Consider the following 18,277-nt stretch of genomic DNA (forward strand, 5'->3'; position numbering starts at 1 on the left):
AATCAGCGCCCATGGCAGCCAGCCTTGGGGAGACGCGCAGCATGACAACAGTACCGGACGCACCGGCCGGAAGCCCTGACGGTCCCCGGGGCATTGGCGGCTGGCTGATCCTGCCGGCCATCGGCACGTTCCTGGGACCGGTCCTGTGGGGTTTCTACGGCCTCAGCGCGGCGATGACCCTGACGGCGATGCCGGCGGACGCGCCGCTGACTGCGCTGATCGTGATGGAGGCGATCGGCAACCTGGCGCTGTTCGCCCTCAACCTGTGGGCGCTGTTCCTGCTGGCCGGGCGCCGCCGCGGTTTTCCACGGGCCTTCATCATCGTGGCGGTCGGCGGTTTCGTCCTGGCGGTGGTCGATGGCGCCTGGGCGATGAGCCTGCTGGGCGAGTCGGTGGCCCAGCCGGCCTGGCAGCAGATCATCCGTTCCGCTATCTTCCCGGCCGTCTGGGTGCCCTACATGCTGGTGTCGCGCCGCGTCCGCAACACCTTCATCCGCTGAGGACCGGGGGCTTAGAGCCCCGCCGTCTCGTCCAGACCCAGCATCAGGTTCAGGTTCTGCACAGCGGCCCCGGATGCGCCCTTGCCCAGATTGTCGAGCAGGGCGACCAGGCGGGCCTGCCGCCCCCTGTCCGAGCCGAAGACGAACAGGCGCAGGCGGTTGGTGTCGTTCAGGCCTTCCGGGTCCAGGGTCTTCAGCGCCGCCGCCTCCTCCGGGCTGGCGACCTCGACGAAACGCTCGCCCGCATAATGGTCGGCCAGCGCCTCGTGCAGGTGGGCCAGCGTCGGCGCCCCCGGCAGCAGGTCCAGGTGCAGCGGCACTTCCACGATCATGCCCTGCGCATAGCGCCCGACCGAAGGGGCGAAGATCGGGCGACGGGCCAGGCGGCCATGCTGCTGCATCTCGGCCACGTGCTTGTGCTCCAGGCCCATCGCATAGATGCGGAAGGCGACGGGCGTGAAGCTGGGGCTGGTCTCGTCCTCGAACTCCGCGATCATCGCCTTGCCGCCGCCGCTATAGCCGGACACGGCATTCACGCTGAGCGGCGTGTCGGCGGGCAGGATGCCGGCATCGACCAGCGGCCGCACCAGGCCCAGCATGCCGGTCGGGTAGCAGCCCGGATTGCTGAGGCGCGTCGTCCCGGCAATGGCCGCGCGCTGCTCGTCCGCCAGTTCGGCAAAGCCATAGACCCAGCCGGGCGCCGTGCGATGGGCGGTCGACGCATCGATGATTCGGACGGCGGGATTGCTCACCAGGCTGACCGCTTCCTTCGCCGCGTCGTCGGGGAGGCACAGGATCACGGCGTCGACCGCGTTCAGCAGGTCGGCCCGGGCGCCCGCGTCCTTGCGCTTCTCGGGCGCGATCGAGACCAGGTCCAGGTCGCGGCGGCCGGCCAGGCGCTCGCGGATCTGCAGGCCCGTCGTCCCCGCCTCGCCGTCGATGAACACCGTGTGGACCATGGTCGTGCCTCATGCATGAGAGGGGTTTGGGACGTAGCAGCAAGACGTGACGTTGGCGAGACGCCAAAAGAAAAGGGCGCCCCGGTTGCCCGGGACGCCCTCTCTTCCGAAGTGGGCGGGGACCGCCCAGGCAGCGGTCAGCGCTTCGAGAACTGGAAGCTGCGGCGCGCCTTGGCGCGGCCGTACTTCTTGCGCTCGACCACGCGGCTGTCGCGGGTCAGGAAGCCCTGGGCCTTCAGCACGCCACGCAGGTCCGGCTCCTGGAAGGTCAGGGCCTTGGAAATGCCATGGCGCAGGGCGCCGGCCTGGCCCGACAGGCCGCCGCCGGCGACCGTGCAGACCACATCATAGGCATTGACCCGGCCGGCGATCTGGAACGGCTGGTTCAGCACCATGCGCAGCACGGGGCGCGCGAAATAGACCAGGATGTCGCGGCCATTGACCGTGACCTTGCCCGAACCCGGCTTGATCCAGACGCGCGCAATGGCGTTCTTGCGCTTGCCGGTGGCATAGGCGCGGCCCAGCTCGTCGACCTTGGGCTTGCGCTCGACCTGCTCGGGCTGGCCCAGCTGGCCCAGCGCGCGCAGGTCCTGCAGGGTGCGGGGCTGATTGGTATCGGACATGCTCAGGCCCTCCGCGCGTTCTTGGCGTTCAGCGCCGCGACATCGACGACCGCCGGATGCTGGGCCGCGTGGGGATGTTCGGAACCGGCATAGACGCGCAGGTGCGACATCTGCCGGCGGCCCAGCGGACCGCGCGGAACCATCCGCTCGACCGCCTTCTCGATGACGCGCTCCGGATGCCGGCCGTCCAGCAGCTGCGCCATGGTGCGCTGCTTGATGCCGCCCGGATGGCCCGTGTGCCAGTAGAACACCTTGTCCTGACGCTTGCGCCCGGTGAAGTGGACCTTCTCGGCATTGATGACGATGACATGGTCACCGCAATCGACATGCGGGGTGTAGCCGGGCAGGTGCTTGCCGCGCAGGCGGTTGGCAATCAGCGCGGCAAGACGACCGACGACGATGCCGTCGGCGTCGATCACCACCCACTTCTTGTCAACCTCCGCCGGCTTCGCGGAATAGGTTTTCATGTGAACGTCCTGTTGGATGGCCGGGTTTGTAGGCCCAGGGCACCCAAAAATCAAGGCGTTTCAAGCGCTTCACCATAGCGGTATCTTGCTACCTTATATGGGGTAACAAGATACCGCATGTCGGTTCAGTCACAGCCCGCGGCCTTTTCCAGGGCTCGGATCTCGGCGATGCGGTCGCGAACACTGGCGGAAAGCGGGACGTCCGCTTGGTTGCGATAGCGGCATCCCTTGTTGCCGAAGGCCTCGATCGCGCGATCGGTCTGGAAGCAGTAGCCCGCGTCCTTGTAGTAGCTGTTCCGCTCCCACCACAGAGCCTGGCACTTCGAGGCAGCGGACGCCGGAAGGCCGAGGCAGGCAAGCACGAAGACCGACACCAGGCCGACGCGGATGGCTTCTGACAAGGCGCCCCGGCTTCGGCTAAGGTCGGGGCCGGCGGTGGCGCCGGCTGGAATGGGGTCGAGCATGGGTGGGCTGGTCCTGAGTCAGGTCGACGACGGTGTCGCAACACTTGTGCTGAACCGTCCCCAGGCGCGCAACAGTCTTTCCGGTGCCCTGATGGCGGCGCTTCAGGCGGCGCTCGACGCGTGTGCCGCGGATCCTGCCATCCGCGTCGTGGTGATCGCCGGTACCGGGCCGGCCTTCTGTGCCGGACACGACCTGCGCGAGCTGACCGCCCTTGCCGACGCCGAGTCGCTGGCCGAGCTGTTCGCGCAATGCAGCCGCCTGATGCAGGCCATCCGCGCCCAGCCCCAACCTGTCATCGCCCGCGTCCATGGCATCGCGACCGCCGCCGGCTGCCAGCTCGTCGCTAGCTGCGACCTGGCGGTTGCCGCGGCGGACGCGCGCTTCGCGACGCCGGGCGTCAATATCGGCCTGTTCTGCTCAACCCCGATGGTCGCACTCAGCCGCGCGGTCGGTACCAAGCAGGCGCTGGACATGCTGCTGACGGGCGATGCGATCGACGCCGCGACGGCGGAACGCTGGGGCCTGGTCAACCGCGTGGTGGCGCCGGACGTGCTGGAAACCGCGACCACGGCGCTGGCCCGGCAGATCGCATCGAAGCCGGCGGCCGTGGTGGCGCAGGGCAAGGCGCTGTTTTATCGGCAGCAGGGCCTTGACCTGCCACAGGCCTATGAGGCGGCGAGTCTGGCCATGGTCCACGGCATGCTGGCGCCCGAGGCGGCCGAGGGGATCGGCGCCTTTCTCGCGCGCCGCGCGCCCATCTGGCCGGGCCAGTAGGCGGCGCGGGCGACCGCCGCAATGGCCAGTGCCGGCCCCTCCCCGCCGCTTCTGGACCTGATGCCGGACGGCCTGGCCGTGCTCGACGCGCGCGGCCGGATCCTGACCGCCACCGCGCGCAGCAGGGCCCTGCTGGGGCACAGCCTGGATCCCGGCCTGCCCTTTGACCGGGTCATGAGCGAATGCGTGGCGGCGGGCACGCTGCGGCTGGAGCCGGACGTCCTGGGCCGCGTCCTGGCCGACCTGAAGGCGGACGAGCAGGCCACCGCGCGGCCGGCCTTCGTGCCGCTGGCCGATGGCCGCTGGCTAAGGCTGATCGCCAGTCCCAGCCCCGAGGGCGGGCAGGTCATGCTGCTGGGGGACGTCACCGCGCTGAAGGCGCGCGAGCGCCTGCACCGGCAGACGCGACGCCTGTTCGCGCTGACCATCCGGGCCGCGACCGATGGCTTCTTCCACTGGGACACCGCGACCGACACCACCTACTACTCCCCCCGCCTGAACGAGATGCTGGGCCTGGCGCCGGGCACGCTCAACGATGCGGGACCGACGCTGCGCAGCCTGATCCATCCCGACGACGTCCCCGGCCAGGGCCGTGCCTTCCAGCAGATGCTGGACGGCGCCGACCGGGTCGAGGTGCAGGGCCGCCTGGCCCATGCCGATGGCGGCTGGCGCTGGGCCGCCTTCCGTGTCCTGCCGGTGCGGGACGATGACGGGCAGATCGTCCAGATGATCGGGGCGATCTCCGACATCACCGCGCGGCGCGAAGCCGAGGATGCCCTGCTGCGCGCCAATCACGAGCTGGAGGCGCGCGTCGTGGCCCGCACGGCCGAGCTGCAGGCGGCGAACGATGCCCTGCGCCGCGAAGTGGACGAGCGCCGGCGCATCCAGGCGCGGCTGGAACACCTGGCCCGGCACGACGCCCTGACGGGCCTGCCGAACCGCCGCGCACTGGAAGAGCACCTGGAGCAGATGAAGGCCCAGCGGTCGGCGACGGGCGCGCCCACGCTTGCCGTCTGCTATCTGGACCTCGACGGCTTCAAGGCCGCGAACGACACGCATGGCCACGATTTCGGCGACTTCCTCCTGGTCACGGTGGCGGAGCGGCTGCAGGCCTGCGCCGGGGCCGGCAACCTGGTCGCGCGCTTGGGTGGGGACGAATTCGTGGCGGTGCTGGACCTGGCGCGCGGCGTCGACCACGAGGCCTTCCTGGCGGCGGCCCTGGCGCGGGTGGCCGAGCCGGTCAGCGACGCCCAGGGCCGCGGCGCGGTCGTGACCCTGTCGGCAGGGGTGGCCCTGTGGCCGGACGCCGCGAATGATGGCACAGGCCTGATCCGCGCGGCCGATACCGCGATGTATGCGGCAAAGCGTTCGGGCAAGGCGACATGGCGCCTGGCCCGGGGACCTGAAGTGGCCGTTCCCCCGACGCAGGATCGCCGTCGCCGACCCGAATCGGACTAATCACACCGGAAATCCGGCATTCCGAATTTCATACAGGCCAGCCTGGACCTTCGGGCCAGGGCGAGTAGGATTGACCGCATGCCCCATGTCCAGACCCCGGCCGACCTGCGCGACCTGATCGCCCGCACCCGCACCATCGCCCTGGTCGGCGCCAGCCCGAACCCCGCCCGCGACAGCCACGAGGTGATGGCCTACCTGCTGCGGGCGGGCTTCACCGTGATTCCCGTCAATCCGGGCCTGGCGGGGGGCGAACTGCTGGGCCAGAAGGCCTATGCCACCTTGCGCGACATTCCCGTGAAGGTCGACATGGTCGACGTCTTCCGCGCGGCCGACCAGGTGCCGCCGATCATGGAGGACGCGATCGCCATCGGGGCGAAGTCCGTCTGGCTGCAACTGGGCGTCGTCAACCGGCAGGCCTTCGATGCCGGCCTGAAGGCGGGCCTGGACGTGGTGATGGACCGCTGCATCAAGGTCGACCATGCGCGCCTGATCGGCCGCTGAAGTCCAAGAAGGGGGAAACGATGAGCCAGAAGTTCGAAACCCGCACGATCCATGCCGGCGCGGCACCCGACCCGACGACCAAGGCCCGCATCACGCCGATCTACCAGACCAGTTCCTATGTCTTCGACGACACGGCCGACGCCGCGGCCCTGTTCGCGCTGCAGAAGTTCGGGAACATCTACACCCGCATCATGAACCCCACCAATGCGGTGCTGGAGGGGCGCATCGCGGACCTTGAGGGCGGAACCGCGGCCCTGGCGGTCGGCAGCGGCCATGCCGCGCAGTTCCTGGTGTTCCATGCCCTGATGCAGCCGGGGAACACGATCCTGGCCGCGAAGAAGCTCTATGGCGGCTCGATCAACCAGATCGGCCTCAGCTTCAAGCAGTTCGGCTGGAACGTGACGTGGGTCGACACGGACGACCTGGCCGCGCTGGACGCCGCGTTCGACGACAGCGTGCGCGCGGTGTTCATCGAAAGCCTGGCCAATCCCGGCGGCATCGTGAGTGACATCGAGGGCATCGCGAAGATCGCCCATGCCCATGGCGTGCCGCTGATCGTCGACAACACGCTGGCGACGCCCTACCTGGTCCGGCCCCTCGAATGGGGTGCCGACGTGGTCGTGCACTCCGCGACCAAGTTCCTGGGCGGCCACGGCAATTCGATCGGCGGCCTGATCGTGGACGGGGGCAGCTTCGACTGGTCGACGGGGGGCAAGTTCCCGCTGCTGAGCGAGCCGAACCCGTCCTATAACGGGCTGAAGCTCTACGAGACCTTTGGCGGCATCACCCTGGCGATCGCGACGCGCGTCCTGGGCCTGCGCGACCTGGGCCCGGCACTGGCGCCGATGAACGCCTTCCTGATCCTGACCGGGATGGAGACGCTGGCGCTGCGCATGGAGCGCCATGTCGCCAATGCGCAGAAGGTGGCGGAGCACCTGTCGCGTCATCCCAAGGTGGGCTGGGTGTCCTATGCCGGCCTGCCCTCCAGCCCCTATCACCAGCTGGCGCAGAAGTACCTGCCCCGCGGCGCCGGTGCCGTGCTGACCTTTGGCGTCAAGGGTGGCTATGCCGCCGGCAAGGCCCTGGTCGAGCGGGTCAAGCTGTTCTCCCACCTGGCCAATGTGGGCGACGTGCGGTCCCTCGTCATCCATCCCGCCTCGACCACGCACAGCCAGCTGGCGCCCGAGCAGCGCGCCGCGGCCGGCGCCGGCGACGACGTGGTGCGCATCTCCATCGGGATCGAGGCGGTGGAGGACATCATCGCCGACCTGGACCAGGCCCTGGCCGCGACCTGATCCGCAAGGCGGCGGGCAGCCATGCGCCCGCCGCCCTTTCCCGGCAGGCCACGCCGATCCTAGGCTCTGTCCCCGGGACAGGAGGACCGCATGGCCAAGCAGTTCGCGTCGATCGAGCCCAACATCCGCGCCTTCATCGAGCGGCAGAGGATCTTCTTCACCGGTTCGGCCGCGGCCGAGGGGCGCGTCAACGTCTCGCCCAAGGGGATGGACAGCTTCCGGGTCCTGGGTCCCAACGCCGCCTGCTACCTGGACCTGACCGGCAGCGGCAACGAGACGGCGGCCCTGCTGCGCGCGAGCCCGCGCCTGACGATCATGTTCTGCGCGTTCGAGGGCGCACCGATGATTCTGCGCCTCTATGGCCAGGGTCGCATCCTGAAGCGCGGCACGCCCGACTATGACGCGCTTCTGGCCGGCCCCTTTGGCGGGGTGGAGCCGGCAGGCGCGCGCCATATCGTGTACCAGGACATCGACCTGGTGCAGACGTCGTGCGGCTATGCCGTGCCCAACTACGATTATCGCGAAGACCGGCAGGTCCTGGCGACCTGGGCCACCAACAAGGGCGAGGACGGCCTGCACGCCTATCGCCTGGAGAAGAACATGCGCTCCATGGACGGCCTGCCGACCTACTACGTGGACGAGCCGGACGCGGCAGCGGCGGAGTAGGCGCTGCCGTTGCGCCGGATGCTTCGGGACGGCCTTCGGCATCCTCAGCAAGACGCCGTTGTCTTCTCTACAGAATCCCAGACGGTCGTCATCCTGAGGAGCCCCGCAGGGGCATCTCGAAGGATGCGTCCCCAGCGCCGCCGCTAGACCGGTGCCGCCTGGTCCGGCGTCGTCTTGGGCTTGTAGGCGCACAGGTCGGCCACGCTGCAGGCGAAGCAATCCGGCTTTCGTGCCTTGCAGACATAGCGACCGTGCAGGATCAGCCAGTGGTGGGCGTGCTGGCGAAAGCTGCGCGGCACCACCTTGTTCAGCTTGTCCTCGACCTGGTCGGGCGTCTTCCCCCTCGCCAGGCCGGTGCGGTTGCCGACGCGGAAGATGTGGGTATCGACCGCGATCGTCGGCTGGCCAAAGGCGATGTTGAGCACGACGTTCGCCGTCTTGCGCCCGACCCCCGGCAGGGCGACCAGCTCCGCCATCGTCTGCGGCACCTCCCCGCCATGCTTGTCCAGCAGCAGCGCGCAGAGGGCGACCACATTGCGCGCCTTGGTGCGGTACAGGCCGATGGTGCGGATGTACCCGGCGATCCGCTCCTCCCCCAGCGCCAGCATGGCGGCCGGATTGTCGGCCACCGCGAACAGCGGACCGGTTGCCTTGTTCACCGAGACGTCCGTCGCCTGGGCGGACAGCACGACGGCGACCAGCAGGGTGAAGGGGTTGATGTAGTCGAGCTCGCCCACCGGCACCGGTCGTTCCGCCTGGAGCCGCTCGAAGAAGGTCTTGATCTTGGCCGGGGTCATTGCGGGCGCGATCCTAGGACAGCGGGGCGCCTTGCGCAGCGGCCATGTGCACGCATCTGGAATGGCGTGTCGCGGCCGGATATCCTGGCGGCATGTTCGACGGACGAAAGCTCTGGTTCAGTGCCCGGCTGGAGCCGCACATCTCGCTGAGCCGCCAGGGCTTCACCCTGGTCGTGACGGCCTTCGCCGTGGTGAACGCGGTCCTGGCCGTGATCTTCATCCTCCATGATGCCTGGCCGGTCGCGGGCTTCTGTGGCCTGGACGTCGTGCTGCTGTGGGCGGCCTTGCGCCTGTCCTATGCCCGCCTGCGCGTGGCCGAGACGGTGGAACTCTATGACGACGCGCTGGAACTGCGCCGCTTCTCCCGGGGCGCCCAGGTGTCGGCAGTCGCCCTGCAGCCCTATTGGGTGCGGGTCGAGATGGCGCGGCCGGTCGAGCATGACACGCCGCTGCACCTGTCGTCGCACGGCCGGCGCTGGACCGTCGGTGCCTTCCTGACAGCGGATGAGCGGGCCGAATTGGCGGAGGCACTGCGCGACGGGCTGGCCCGGCAGCGCGCGGCCACCGTTGCGATCTAGCAGGCCGGGCAGCGCAAGAACCGGGTGGTTGCGGCCCCCGCCGCTGCCTAGGGTCGGTCCCGTGAAGGAGGACTGGCCATGGCCACTGGATTCAAGCAGCGGACACCGATCACCGGGACTGCCTATACTGTGCGACGCGCCCGCTTCGACTGGGCGCGACTGCTGCAGACCTGGATCATCGTGGCGCGGCAGCGTCGGCACCTGGCAGGCCTCAACGATCACTTGCTGAAGGACCTGGGCCTGTCCCGGGCCGATGTCGAGGCAGAGGTGCGGCGTCCCTTCTGGGACGTTGGCTCCGGCCTCTTGAACCGGGGAGAACGGGCATGAACCTGATCCTGCCGAAAGCCTGGCCCGACCGCGGCCTGATCGGCGGCGCGGCACCCTTGCCGGCCGCAGCCAATCCGACGCCGGAGCACAAGCTGGTGGTCCAGGCCCTGGCCTATATCGAGGCGCACCGCCTGGAGCAGCCAAGTCTGGAGGACGTGGCCCTCCAGGTCGGCCTCAGCCCCTATCACCTGCAGCGCCTGTTCGTGCGCTGGGTCGGGATCAGCCCCAAGCGCTACCTTGCGGCGCTGACGCTGGACCATGCGCGGCAGTTGCTGGCCGACCGCGCCAGCGTGCTGGACGCGGCCCTGGACTGCGGCCTGTCGGGCCCGGGACGGCTGCACGACCTGTTCGTCTCGATCGATGCCATGACGCCGGGCGAATACAAGGCCGAGGGCCGGGGCATGACCGTGCGCTGGGGCTGGCACCCCTCCCCGTTCGGCGACTGCCTGATCATGGCAACGGCACGCGGGGTCTGCGGCCTGGCCTTCGCCGACCAGCACAAGGGCCACGACGCTGCCTTTGCCGACCTGTCGGCGCAGTGGTCGGCGGCGCACCTGGTCCGCGACCAGGAGGCGACCGCGCCGCTGGCCGAGGCGACATTCCATGGCCGACCGGTGTCCCTGCTGCTGAAGGGCACGCCGTTTCAACTCAAGGTGTGGGAAGCGCTGCTGCGCATCCCGCTGGGCTCGACCGTGTCCTATTCGGACATCGCCCAGGCTTCCGGCTGCCCCGCCGCGGTGCGGGCGACCGCGTCGGCCATCGGCGCCAATCCCGTCTCGTTCCTGGTGCCGTGCCATCGTGTGCTGCGCCGCTCGGGCGAGCTGGGCGGCTATCGCTGGGGGCTCAACCGCAAGCGGGCCATCCTCGACTTCGAGGCCGGATGGCTCGGTGAGTCGGTGGACGGGTCCTCAGATGCCGCGGGTGCCGACAACGTCGGCCATATCATAGAAGCCGAAAGGGCGATCCTGCAGCCATAGCGCCGCCCGCACCGCGCCACGGGCGAAGATTCGCCGGTCCGTGGCGCGGTGGCTCAGTTCCACCCGCTCGCCGTCGGCGGCGAAGATCACGCTGTGCTCGCCCACCACGTCGCCCGCGCGTAGGCTGGCGAAGCCGATGGCGCCCCGCTTGCGGGCGCCGGTGATGCCGTCGCGACCGCGCTCCGACGACTCGGACAGCACCACGCCGCGCCCCTGGGCCGCGGCCTCCCCCAGCGTGATGGCGGTGCCCGAAGGGGCGTCCACCTTGTGCCGGTGATGCATCTCCACGATCTCGATGTCGAAGTCGGGGCCCAGGATCGCCGCCACCTGGCGCGTCAGCGCCGCCAGCAGATTCACGCCCAGCGACATGTTCCGTCCGAAGACGATGCGCGTCGTCTCGCCCGCCCTGGCCAGCACAGCCATGTCCGCCTGCTCGATCCCGGTCGTGCCGACGACCAGGCCGGTGCCCGTGCGCGCGGCGATCCCTGCATGGGCCAGGGTGGCGCCGGGGCTGGTGAAATCCAGCACGACGTCGACGCTGCGGAACAGCGCCTCGGCATCGTCTGTCGCGACGACGCCCAGCGGTTCAAGCCCGGCCAGCGTGCCCAGGTCGCGCCCTAGTGCTGGCGAACCCTGTCGCTCGGTCCCGCCGCCGACCGTGCAACCTTCCGTCGCCGCGATCTCGCGAACCAAAGCCTGCCCCATGCGCCCCGCACAGCCGACGATCCCGATGCGCATATTGTGTTTCCCCCAGCCACCGCTCATCCCCGCGGAAGCGGGGATCCAGAGTCGCGCAGGACGGCGCTTGCGGCCCTGGATCCCCGCTTCCGCGGGGATGAGCGGCAAAATGTATGTGCCATCAGACCTCGAAGCGGCCGTGGCAGTGCTTGTATTTCTTGCCCGAGCCGCAGGGGCAGGCGGCGTTGCGCTGGACCTTGCCCCAGGTCGTGGGATCGCTGGGGTTGACGACCGCGGAGCCAGTGCGACGCGGGACGCTGCCCTGCGCGGGCAGGTCGCCCTCCATCTCGTTCTCGCCGGTCAGGGGATCGGCATGGATCTCCTGGTACTCCTCGACCGGTGGCGGGGGCGGCTCAACCTGCTCCATCCGCACCTCGACATGGGCCAGCGCGCGGGTCACATCCTCGCGCATGCGCACCAGCAGGTTCTGGAAGAGGGTGAAGGCCTCGGTCTTGTACTCGTTCAGCGGATCGCGCTGACCATAGGCACGCAGGCCGATCGCCTGGCGCAGGTGGTCCAGATGAAGGAGGTGCTCCTTCCAGTGCTGGTCCATCACCTGGAGCAGCAGGTTCTTCTCGATCCGGCGCATCAGGTCGGGGCCGATGTCGGCGACCTTCTCCGCCATCTTGCGATTGACGGCATCGGTGATGCGCTCGCGGATCTCGGCGTCGGCGATGCCTTCCTCGGCCGCCCAGTCCTTGATCGGCAGGTCCAGGTTGAACACGCGGGCGATCTCGTGCGCCAGGCCCTGGGTGTCCCAGGCCTCGGCATAGGCGCGCTCGGGGATGTGCGCCGTGACCAGGGCATCGATCGTTTCGGCCCGCATGCCGGCGATCGTCTCCTGGACGTCCTGCTCCCGCATGATCTCGATGCGCTGCTCGTAGATGACCTTGCGCTGGTCATTCATCACGTCGTCGTACTTCAGCAGGTTCTTGCGGATGTCGAAGTTGCGGGCTTCGACCTTCTGCTGAGCCTTCTCAAGCGCACGGTTGATCCAGGGGTGGATGATCGCCTCCCCCTCCTTCAGCCCCAGCTTGGTCAGGATGCCGTCCATGCGCTGCGACCCGAAGATGCGCATCAGGTCGTCGTCCAGCGACAGGAAGAACTTCGTGGCGCCGGGATCGCCCTGGCGCCCGGCGCGGCCGCGCAGCTGGTTGTCGATGCGCCGGCTTTCGTGGCGCTCGGTGCCGATGATGAAGAGGCCGCCGGCCTCGCGCACCTTGACCTGCTCCTCCTCGTGCTCGGCCTTCAGCTTCTCGGCCCGCTTGGCACGCAATTCGGGATCGGCAATGGCGGCAAGCTCTGCCTCCGCGCGCATTTCGAGGTTGCCGCCCAGCTTGATGTCCGTGCCGCGGCCCGCCATGTTGGTCGCGATCGTCACCGCCCCCAGGCGCCCGGCCTGGGCGACGATGGCCGCCTCCTGCTCGTGATAACGGGCGTTCAGGATGCTGTGCGGGACCTTCTTCTTCTTGAGGAAGTCGCTCAACCGCTCCGACTTCTCGATCGAGACGGTGCCGACCAGGACAGGCTGTCCCTTGGCCCGGCAATCCTCGATCAGGGTCGTGATCGCCTCGAACTTTTCGCGCGCGGTGCGATAGACCTCGTCGTCCATGTCCTTTCGGGCAACGGTGACGTTGGTCGGGATCTCGACCACTTCCAGCTTGTAGATGTCGGCAAACTCGGCCGCCTCGGTCGAGGCGGTGCCGGTCATGCCGGCCAGCTTGGGATAGAGGCGGAAATAGTTCTGGAAGGTGATCGAGGCGAGCGTCTGGTTCTCGTTCTGGATCGGAACGCCTTCCTTGGCTTCCAGCGCCTGGTGCAGGCCATCGGAATAGCGCCGGCCCGGCATCATTCGGCCCGTGAACTCGTCGATGATGACGACCTGGTCCTGCTCCACCGTGCGCCCCATGCCGACCTGCATGGGCATGCGCCGGACCATGTAGTCCGTATCGCGCGAGAACAGCTTGTGCGCCCGCAGGGCCTGGTTCACGTGGTGGACGATCGAGACATTCTCGATGTCATAGAGGCTGGTATTGGCGGTCAGCAGGCCCGCCTCCATCAGCATCTGCTCGACCTTCTCCGTGCCCTCCTCGGTCAGGTTCACGGTGCGCTGCTTCTCGTCCTTCTCGAAGTCCGCATCCTCGAGATTGGGGATCAGCACGTTGATGGTCTTGTAGAGCTCGGAATTGTCCTGCGTGGGGCCCGAGATGATGAGCGGGGTGCGCGCCTCGTCGATCAGAATCGAGTCGACCTCGTCCACGATCGCGAAGTGGAAGGGCCGCTGCGTCATCTGCGACAGGTCGTACTTGTTAAGGTTGTCGCGCAGATAATCGAAGCCAAGCTCGTTGTTCGTGCCATAGGTCACATCGCTGGCATACGCGGTGCGCCGTTCCACGTCCGTCATGTCGTGCACGATGCAGCCGACCGACAGGCCCAGGAAATTGTAGACCTGCCCCATCCATTCGCTGTCGCGCTTGGCCAGGTAGTCGTTGACGGTGACGACGTGCACACCCTTGCCCGGCAGAGCATTGAGGTAGACGGGCAGCGTCGCCACCAGCGTCTTGCCCTCGCCCGTCTTCATTTCGGCGATCTTGCCCTGGTGCAGGACCATGCCGCCGACCATCTGCACGTCGAAATGGCGCAGACCCAGCGTGCGCTTTGCAGCCTCGCGCACGGTGGCGAAGGCCTCGACCAGCATGTTGTCCAGCGGCTCGCCATTGGCGAGGCGGTTACGGAAGTCGGCTGTCCGGGCGCGGATCGCGTCGTCGTCCAGCTTGGCCAGGTCCGGTTCAAGGGCGTTGATCGCCGCGACCCCGACCTGGAGACTGCGGATGAAGCGGTCGTTGGCACTGCCGAACAGCCGCCTGGCAATGGCGCCAAGGCGCAGCATATCTCAACCTTTTCCTGAGCGGACGGGCAATGCACCTGGCCCCAGTGGCGACGCCTTGGCCGCGGCACGATCGCGCGCGCACGGCACATACGGGGTCCCGGCCGCGCGCCCGCATCGACACGCACGGTCGGCACGTGCCGAACGAGATAAGCGGCCGGCCTGGGCAAGTCAACGCTGCCAGGGCGCGCAGCCACGGGCCACAACGCCGCGCACCGGCGGGCATGCCTGATCGCCGGCACCCGGCACCTCGTCACTTGCCCCGGGCACCGCTTGCCACCATGATCCGCGCTTTCCGGACAAGCGGATTGTTCCATGTCGTCCAGTGTTGTGCGCAATGCCTCTCCCGCGATCGGGGCCATTCTTGCGATCGGGCTTGGCTTCGGCCTGACGGACGGGGGCCAGGTGGGAACGCCGGCCCTGGCCCAGGCGCCGGAGGCCGCCGCCCCCGCAGCCCCTGAGGCGGCAGAGGCAGCGGCTCCGCAGGCTGCAGCCCCTGAGGCGACGCCGGACGCGGCCGCGACCTCCGAGGCCGCCCCTGCCGAGGCTGCACCCGCCGGGGCCGCCCCGGCACCGGCCGAGGCTCCCGCCGCGGCGGCACCGCCCGCGGCGGCGGAGGGCCAGCCGGAACAGGCCCAGCTGCCGCCGCCCGATACCGTCGTCGCCCGCATCGATGGCAGCGAGATCCGCCTGAAGGACGTGATGGAGACGCTGGTCTCCCTGCCCGAGCAGTATCGCCAGCTGCCCATCGAGTCGATCTATGCCCAGCTTCTGGAGCAGCTGGTCGACCGGCGCCTGATGGTCAACGCGGCCCGCACGGCCAAGCTGCAGGACACGCCCGAGTACAAGGAGCGCCTGGCCGCCGCCGAGGAGCAGGTCCTGCAGGAAGTCTGGCTGACGACCGAACTGAAGAACCAGGTCGACGAGGCGGGCTTGCGCGCGCGTTACGACACCGAGATGAAGTCGGTTCCCGACCAGGTCCAGCTGCACGCCCGCCATATCCTGGTCCACACCGAGGAAGAAGCGAAGGCGATCAAGGCCAAGCTGGACGGTGGTGCGGACTTCGTCACCCTGGCCAACGAGCAGTCGAACGGCCCGGCCTCCGATTCCGGGGGCGACCTCGGCTGGTTCGGTCCGGAGGAGATGGTGCCCGAGTTCAGCACCGCGGCCTTCAAGCTGGAGCCGGGCCAGATCTCCGATCCGGTCAAGACGCCCTTCGGCTGGCACATCATCAAGGTCGAGGAAAAGCGGACGAAGCCCAAGCCCAGCTTCGAGGAAGTGCGTGCGCAGCTGGAGCAGCAGGTCGCGCGCGAGGCGATCACCGCCAAGCTGGACACCCTGCGGCAGGGCGCCAAGGTCGAGATGTTCGGCCTGGACGGCAGCCCGATCAACCCGCAGATCCAGATCGCGCCGACGCACGGCACGCCGGGCGATGCCGACCACGGCGGCGGCGTGACCCCGCCCGCCGGACTGGAAATGGCCCCGCAATGAGCCACCCCGTCTCGCCCCTGGCGCCGGCGGGCCTGCCGCCGCTGCCGGCCGTCGCCGGCGTGACCATGGCGACCGCGGCCGCGGGCGTGCGCTATCGCGGGCGGACGGATGTGCTGCTGATGCGCTTCAGCCCCGGCACCACCGTGGCCGGCACGCTGACCCGGTCGAAATGCCCGTCGGCCCCGGTCGACTGGTGCCGCGCCCACCTGGAGCGCGGCAGTGCCGCCGCCCTGGTGGTCAATTCCGGCAATGCCAATGCCTTCACGGGCAAGGCCGGCGCCTGGGCCGCGCGGACCACGGCGCATGCCGCGGCCGAGGTCGTGGACGCCGTGGCGGAGGATGTCTATCTCGCCTCGACCGGCGTCATCGGCGAGCCGCTGGCGGCCGAGCGCATCGTCGCCGTGCTGCCCGACCTGGTCGAGCGCCTGAGTGCCGATGCCTGGGCGGACGCCGCGCGCGCGATCATGACGACAGACACGTTCCCAAAGGCCGCCAGCCGCACGCTGACGATCGCCGGGCGAACCGTCACGCTGACCGGCATCGCCAAGGGTTCGGGTATGATCCAGCCCGACATGGCCACCATGCTGTCCTTCATCGCCACGGACGCGGCCGTACCGGCCGCGACGCTGCAGGCCGCCCTGACGCGTGCGGTCGACCGTTCGTTCAACTGCGTGACGGTCGACGGCGATACCTCGACCAGCGACACGGTCCTGGCCTTCGCCACCGGCCAGTCGGGCGCGGCCGTCGACCATCCCGAGGCGCTGGCCGATTTCGGCGCGGCGCTGGAAGACCTGCTGGTCGAACTGGCCAAGCTGGTGGTGCGCGATGGCGAGGGCGCGCGGAAGTTCGTGACGATCAAGGTCACCGGCGCCGAGGACGAGACGGCGGCGCGCCGGATCGGCCTGGCCATCGCCAACTCGCCGCTGGTCAAGACGGCCATCGCCGGCGCCGACGCCAACTGGGGTCGCATCGTGATGGCCGTGGGCAAGTCGGGCGAGCAGGCCGACCGCGACCGCCTGGCGATCCGCCTGGGTGGCCGCCCCGTGGCCGAGGACGGCATGGTCCGCGCCGACCATGACGACGCCGCCGCGACCGCGCATTTCAAGGGCGACGACATCCTGATCGAGGTCGATGTCGGGATCGCATCGGGCAGTGCCACGGTTTGGACCTGCGACCTGACGCACGGCTACATCGACATCAACGCCGACTACCGCTCCTGATCCTGCCACCCCGATGAAGCGGATCGTCCAGTTCGCCCTGGGCCTGGCCGCAGCCGCCGCACTCTATGTCCTGGTGGCCCTTGCCCTGGTCGCGACGGACAGCCCGGCGGCGCCGAGCGTGGAGGGGGCAGGACTGGACTTCGCGGCATCGGTCGGGTCGAACTATGACGGCCTGCCGGGCTTGAGCCATTTCCCCGCGCGGGACGGCACGGCACTGGGCTACCGGGTCTATGGCCAGCCGGAGGGGGCGCGCGGCATCGTCGTCCTGCTGCACGGCTCGGGCTGGCATGGCATGCAGTTCCATGCACTGGCCAGCGATCTGGCGGCGCGCAGCGGGATCGCGGTGCTGGTGCCGGACCCGCGCGGCCATGGCCCGGCACCGGCCCGGCGCGGCGATGTCGACTATATCGGGCAGATGGAGGACGACCTGGCCGATCTCCTGGACCATCGCGCACGCCCGGGCCAGCCCGTGGTCGTGGCGGGGCATTCCGCAGGCGGCGGCCTGGCCGTGCGCTTTGCCGGCGGTGCCCATGGCCACAGGGCGGATGCCTTCGTCCTGCTTGCCCCCTATCTGAGCCATGAGGCCCCGACGCAGCGGCCAGGAGGGGGCGGCTGGGCCCACCCCGCGGTCCGCCGCATTGTCGGACTGGCGATGCTGAACGGGCTCGGGATCACCGCCCTGAACCACCTGCCCGTCATCGCCTTTGCCATGCCGCCGTCGATCCTGGAGGGCCGCCTGGGCCATACGGCGACCCGGGCCTATTCCTATCGCTTGAACACGTCCTATGTCCCGCGCCCGGACTATCGCGCCGACCTGGCCGCGCTGGCGGTGCCGACCCTGGTGGTGGTCGGGGCTGCCGACGAGGTCTTCGACGCCACGCAGTTCCAGGACGTGATCGGGGCGCAGACCGCGACGGCCACCGTCCGCATCGTGCCGGACGCCACCCATATCGGCCTGGTCCACGATCCGGCCGCCCTGGCGCTGGTCGGCGACTGGATCGAGGAGCAGCTGTGACAGAGACAAAGACAGACCCGATATCCCAGGGGCACAGGCTGGTGCTCGTGACCGCGGCGGCGCTTGTCGATCCCGATGGCCGCGTCCTGGTCGCCTGCCGCCCGCCCGGCAAGGCGATGCCCGACCTGTGGGAGTTTCCCGGCGGCAAGGTCGAGGCAGGCGAGACGCCGGAGGCCTGCCTGGTCCGCGAACTGGCCGAGGAACTGGGCATCCAGGTCGATCCCACCTGCCTCGCGCCGTTTTCGTTCGCCAGTCACACTTACGCCGATTTCCACCTGCTGATGCCGCTGTACGTGTTGCGCAACTGGGTCGGCACGCCACAACCTCTGGTCCACAGCGCGTTGCGCTGGGTCCGGCCGCTGCATCTTGGGCAACTGGCCATGCCGCCAGCGGACCTGCCGCTGGTGGCGGCCCTGCGCGACCGCCTTTAGGCGGCCGGCCGCTTGCGCGGGGGGCCCAGCCGGCACGCCTTACGGGCGACCGGTGCACAATGTTATAGGATCCAGGCAATCGGGCACGGCGTGCCCGAAGGGGAGGAT

Annotated in this window: 20 protein-coding genes; 13 read left to right on the top strand and 7 right to left on the bottom strand. The window is 69.1% G+C overall.

All coding sequences use genetic code 11. From position 1 onward, the window contains the following. Nucleotides 1-41: 41 nt before the first annotated feature. On the top strand, nucleotides 42-500 hold the full coding sequence (locus tag ACI6GS_RS00515) for a DUF2569 domain-containing protein (protein WP_439815818.1): 459 nt from the start codon (nucleotides 42-44) through the stop codon (nucleotides 498-500). An 11-nt stretch (nucleotides 501-511) separates the two neighbouring features. Here the strand turns inward: ACI6GS_RS00515 and argC are convergent, their stop codons facing one another. From argC to ACI6GS_RS00535, 4 genes are all read right to left on the bottom strand, one after another. After that, nucleotides 512-1,459, bottom strand: a complete 948-nt coding sequence (gene argC / locus ACI6GS_RS00520; RefSeq protein ID WP_439815819.1) for an N-acetyl-gamma-glutamyl-phosphate reductase — start codon at nucleotides 1,457-1,459, stop codon at nucleotides 512-514. Nucleotides 1,460-1,596: 137 nt separating this feature from the next. Further along, nucleotides 1,597-2,082 carry a 30S ribosomal protein S9 gene (rpsI, locus tag ACI6GS_RS00525; RefSeq protein WP_439815820.1) on the bottom strand — a complete coding sequence of 162 codons (486 nt, stop codon included), beginning with the start codon at nucleotides 2,080-2,082 and terminating at the stop codon, nucleotides 1,597-1,599. A gap of 2 nt (nucleotides 2,083-2,084) precedes the next feature. Continuing rightward, nucleotides 2,085-2,549 carry a 50S ribosomal protein L13 gene (gene rplM / locus ACI6GS_RS00530; protein ID WP_439815821.1) on the bottom strand — a complete coding sequence of 155 codons (465 nt, stop codon included), beginning with the start codon at nucleotides 2,547-2,549 and terminating at the stop codon, nucleotides 2,085-2,087. A 125-nt stretch (nucleotides 2,550-2,674) separates the two neighbouring features. Further along, on the bottom strand, nucleotides 2,675-3,013 hold the full coding sequence (locus ACI6GS_RS00535; protein WP_439815822.1) for a YARHG domain-containing protein: 339 nt from the start codon (nucleotides 3,011-3,013) through the stop codon (nucleotides 2,675-2,677). Between ACI6GS_RS00535 and ACI6GS_RS00540 the strand changes: the two genes are divergently transcribed. The 5 genes from ACI6GS_RS00540 (at nucleotide 3,012) to ACI6GS_RS00560 (ending at nucleotide 7,708) form a co-directional block, all read left to right on the top strand. Continuing rightward, the gene (locus tag ACI6GS_RS00540; protein WP_439815823.1) at nucleotides 3,012-3,788 is read left to right on the top strand and encodes an enoyl-CoA hydratase; all 777 of its coding nucleotides are present in this window, start codon (nucleotides 3,012-3,014) and stop codon (nucleotides 3,786-3,788) included. The two genes, ACI6GS_RS00535 and ACI6GS_RS00540, sit on opposite strands and share 2 nt — an antisense overlap. A gap of 21 nt (nucleotides 3,789-3,809) precedes the next feature. Beyond that, complete coding sequence (locus tag ACI6GS_RS00545) at nucleotides 3,810-5,246, top strand: diguanylate cyclase domain-containing protein (RefSeq protein WP_439815824.1); 1,437 nt, start codon at nucleotides 3,810-3,812, stop codon at nucleotides 5,244-5,246. Nucleotides 5,247-5,324: 78 nt separating this feature from the next. Beyond that, nucleotides 5,325-5,747: a CoA-binding protein gene (locus tag ACI6GS_RS00550; protein ID WP_439815825.1), complete on the top strand. Its 423-nt coding sequence runs from the start codon at nucleotides 5,325-5,327 to the stop codon at nucleotides 5,745-5,747. A gap of 20 nt (nucleotides 5,748-5,767) precedes the next feature. After that, a complete protein-coding gene (locus tag ACI6GS_RS00555) occupies nucleotides 5,768-7,042 on the top strand; it encodes an O-acetylhomoserine aminocarboxypropyltransferase (protein ID WP_439815826.1) in 1,275 nt (424 codons plus the stop codon). A 90-nt stretch (nucleotides 7,043-7,132) separates the two neighbouring features. Further along, the gene (locus tag ACI6GS_RS00560) at nucleotides 7,133-7,708 is read left to right on the top strand and encodes a pyridoxamine 5'-phosphate oxidase family protein (protein ID WP_439815827.1); all 576 of its coding nucleotides are present in this window, start codon (nucleotides 7,133-7,135) and stop codon (nucleotides 7,706-7,708) included. Between the two features lie 143 nt (nucleotides 7,709-7,851). On the opposite strand, the gene nth is transcribed toward ACI6GS_RS00560, so the two are convergent. Continuing rightward, nucleotides 7,852-8,505 carry an endonuclease III gene (nth, locus tag ACI6GS_RS00565; protein WP_439815828.1) on the bottom strand — a complete coding sequence of 218 codons (654 nt, stop codon included), beginning with the start codon at nucleotides 8,503-8,505 and terminating at the stop codon, nucleotides 7,852-7,854. 92 nt (nucleotides 8,506-8,597) lie between these two features. On the opposite strand from nth, the gene ACI6GS_RS00570 reads away from it, so the two are divergent. From ACI6GS_RS00570 to ACI6GS_RS00580, 3 genes are all read left to right on the top strand, one after another. Continuing rightward, nucleotides 8,598-9,083: a DUF2244 domain-containing protein gene (locus tag ACI6GS_RS00570; RefSeq protein WP_439815829.1), complete on the top strand. Its 486-nt coding sequence runs from the start codon at nucleotides 8,598-8,600 to the stop codon at nucleotides 9,081-9,083. Between the two features lie 78 nt (nucleotides 9,084-9,161). Next, the gene (locus ACI6GS_RS00575; protein ID WP_439815830.1) at nucleotides 9,162-9,410 is read left to right on the top strand and encodes a DUF1127 domain-containing protein; all 249 of its coding nucleotides are present in this window, start codon (nucleotides 9,162-9,164) and stop codon (nucleotides 9,408-9,410) included. Next, entirely contained in the window at nucleotides 9,407-10,387 is a 981-nt protein-coding gene (locus tag ACI6GS_RS00580) for a bifunctional transcriptional activator/DNA repair enzyme AdaA (RefSeq protein ID WP_439815831.1), read from the top strand. Before ACI6GS_RS00575 ends, ACI6GS_RS00580 begins: the two co-directional genes overlap by 4 nt. Here the strand turns inward: ACI6GS_RS00580 and dapB are convergent. Beyond that, on the bottom strand, nucleotides 10,319-11,125 hold the full coding sequence (gene dapB, locus ACI6GS_RS00585; RefSeq protein ID WP_439815832.1) for a 4-hydroxy-tetrahydrodipicolinate reductase: 807 nt from the start codon (nucleotides 11,123-11,125) through the stop codon (nucleotides 10,319-10,321). The two genes, ACI6GS_RS00580 and dapB, sit on opposite strands and share 69 nt — an antisense overlap. Nucleotides 11,126-11,246: 121 nt before the next feature. After that, the gene (gene secA / locus ACI6GS_RS00590) at nucleotides 11,247-14,015 is read right to left on the bottom strand and encodes a preprotein translocase subunit SecA (protein ID WP_439815833.1); all 2,769 of its coding nucleotides are present in this window, start codon (nucleotides 14,013-14,015) and stop codon (nucleotides 11,247-11,249) included. A gap of 312 nt (nucleotides 14,016-14,327) precedes the next feature. On the opposite strand from secA, the gene ACI6GS_RS00595 reads away from it, so the two are divergent. Genes ACI6GS_RS00595 through ACI6GS_RS00610 form a run of 4 tightly spaced genes read left to right on the top strand, consistent with a single transcriptional unit; the run spans nucleotide 14,328 to nucleotide 18,169 of the window. Further along, nucleotides 14,328-15,503 carry a peptidylprolyl isomerase gene (locus ACI6GS_RS00595; RefSeq protein WP_439815834.1) on the top strand — a complete coding sequence of 392 codons (1,176 nt, stop codon included), beginning with the start codon at nucleotides 14,328-14,330 and terminating at the stop codon, nucleotides 15,501-15,503. Further along, entirely contained in the window at nucleotides 15,500-16,723 is a 1,224-nt protein-coding gene (gene argJ, locus ACI6GS_RS00600; protein ID WP_439815835.1) for a bifunctional glutamate N-acetyltransferase/amino-acid acetyltransferase ArgJ, read from the top strand. The genes ACI6GS_RS00595 and argJ overlap by 4 nt, the downstream gene beginning before the upstream one ends. A gap of 13 nt (nucleotides 16,724-16,736) precedes the next feature. Further along, nucleotides 16,737-17,738, top strand: coding sequence for an alpha/beta hydrolase (locus ACI6GS_RS00605; protein WP_439815836.1), 1,002 nt, complete (start codon nucleotides 16,737-16,739; stop codon nucleotides 17,736-17,738). Beyond that, nucleotides 17,735-18,169, top strand: coding sequence for a (deoxy)nucleoside triphosphate pyrophosphohydrolase (locus tag ACI6GS_RS00610; protein ID WP_439815837.1), 435 nt, complete (start codon nucleotides 17,735-17,737; stop codon nucleotides 18,167-18,169). The genes ACI6GS_RS00605 and ACI6GS_RS00610 overlap by 4 nt, the downstream gene beginning before the upstream one ends. Nucleotides 18,170-18,277 lie beyond the last annotated feature (108 nt).

Origin of the sequence: Zavarzinia sp. CC-PAN008 (assembly GCF_051903925.1) — a bacterium.
Lineage (GTDB): Bacteria > Pseudomonadota > Alphaproteobacteria > Zavarziniales > Zavarziniaceae.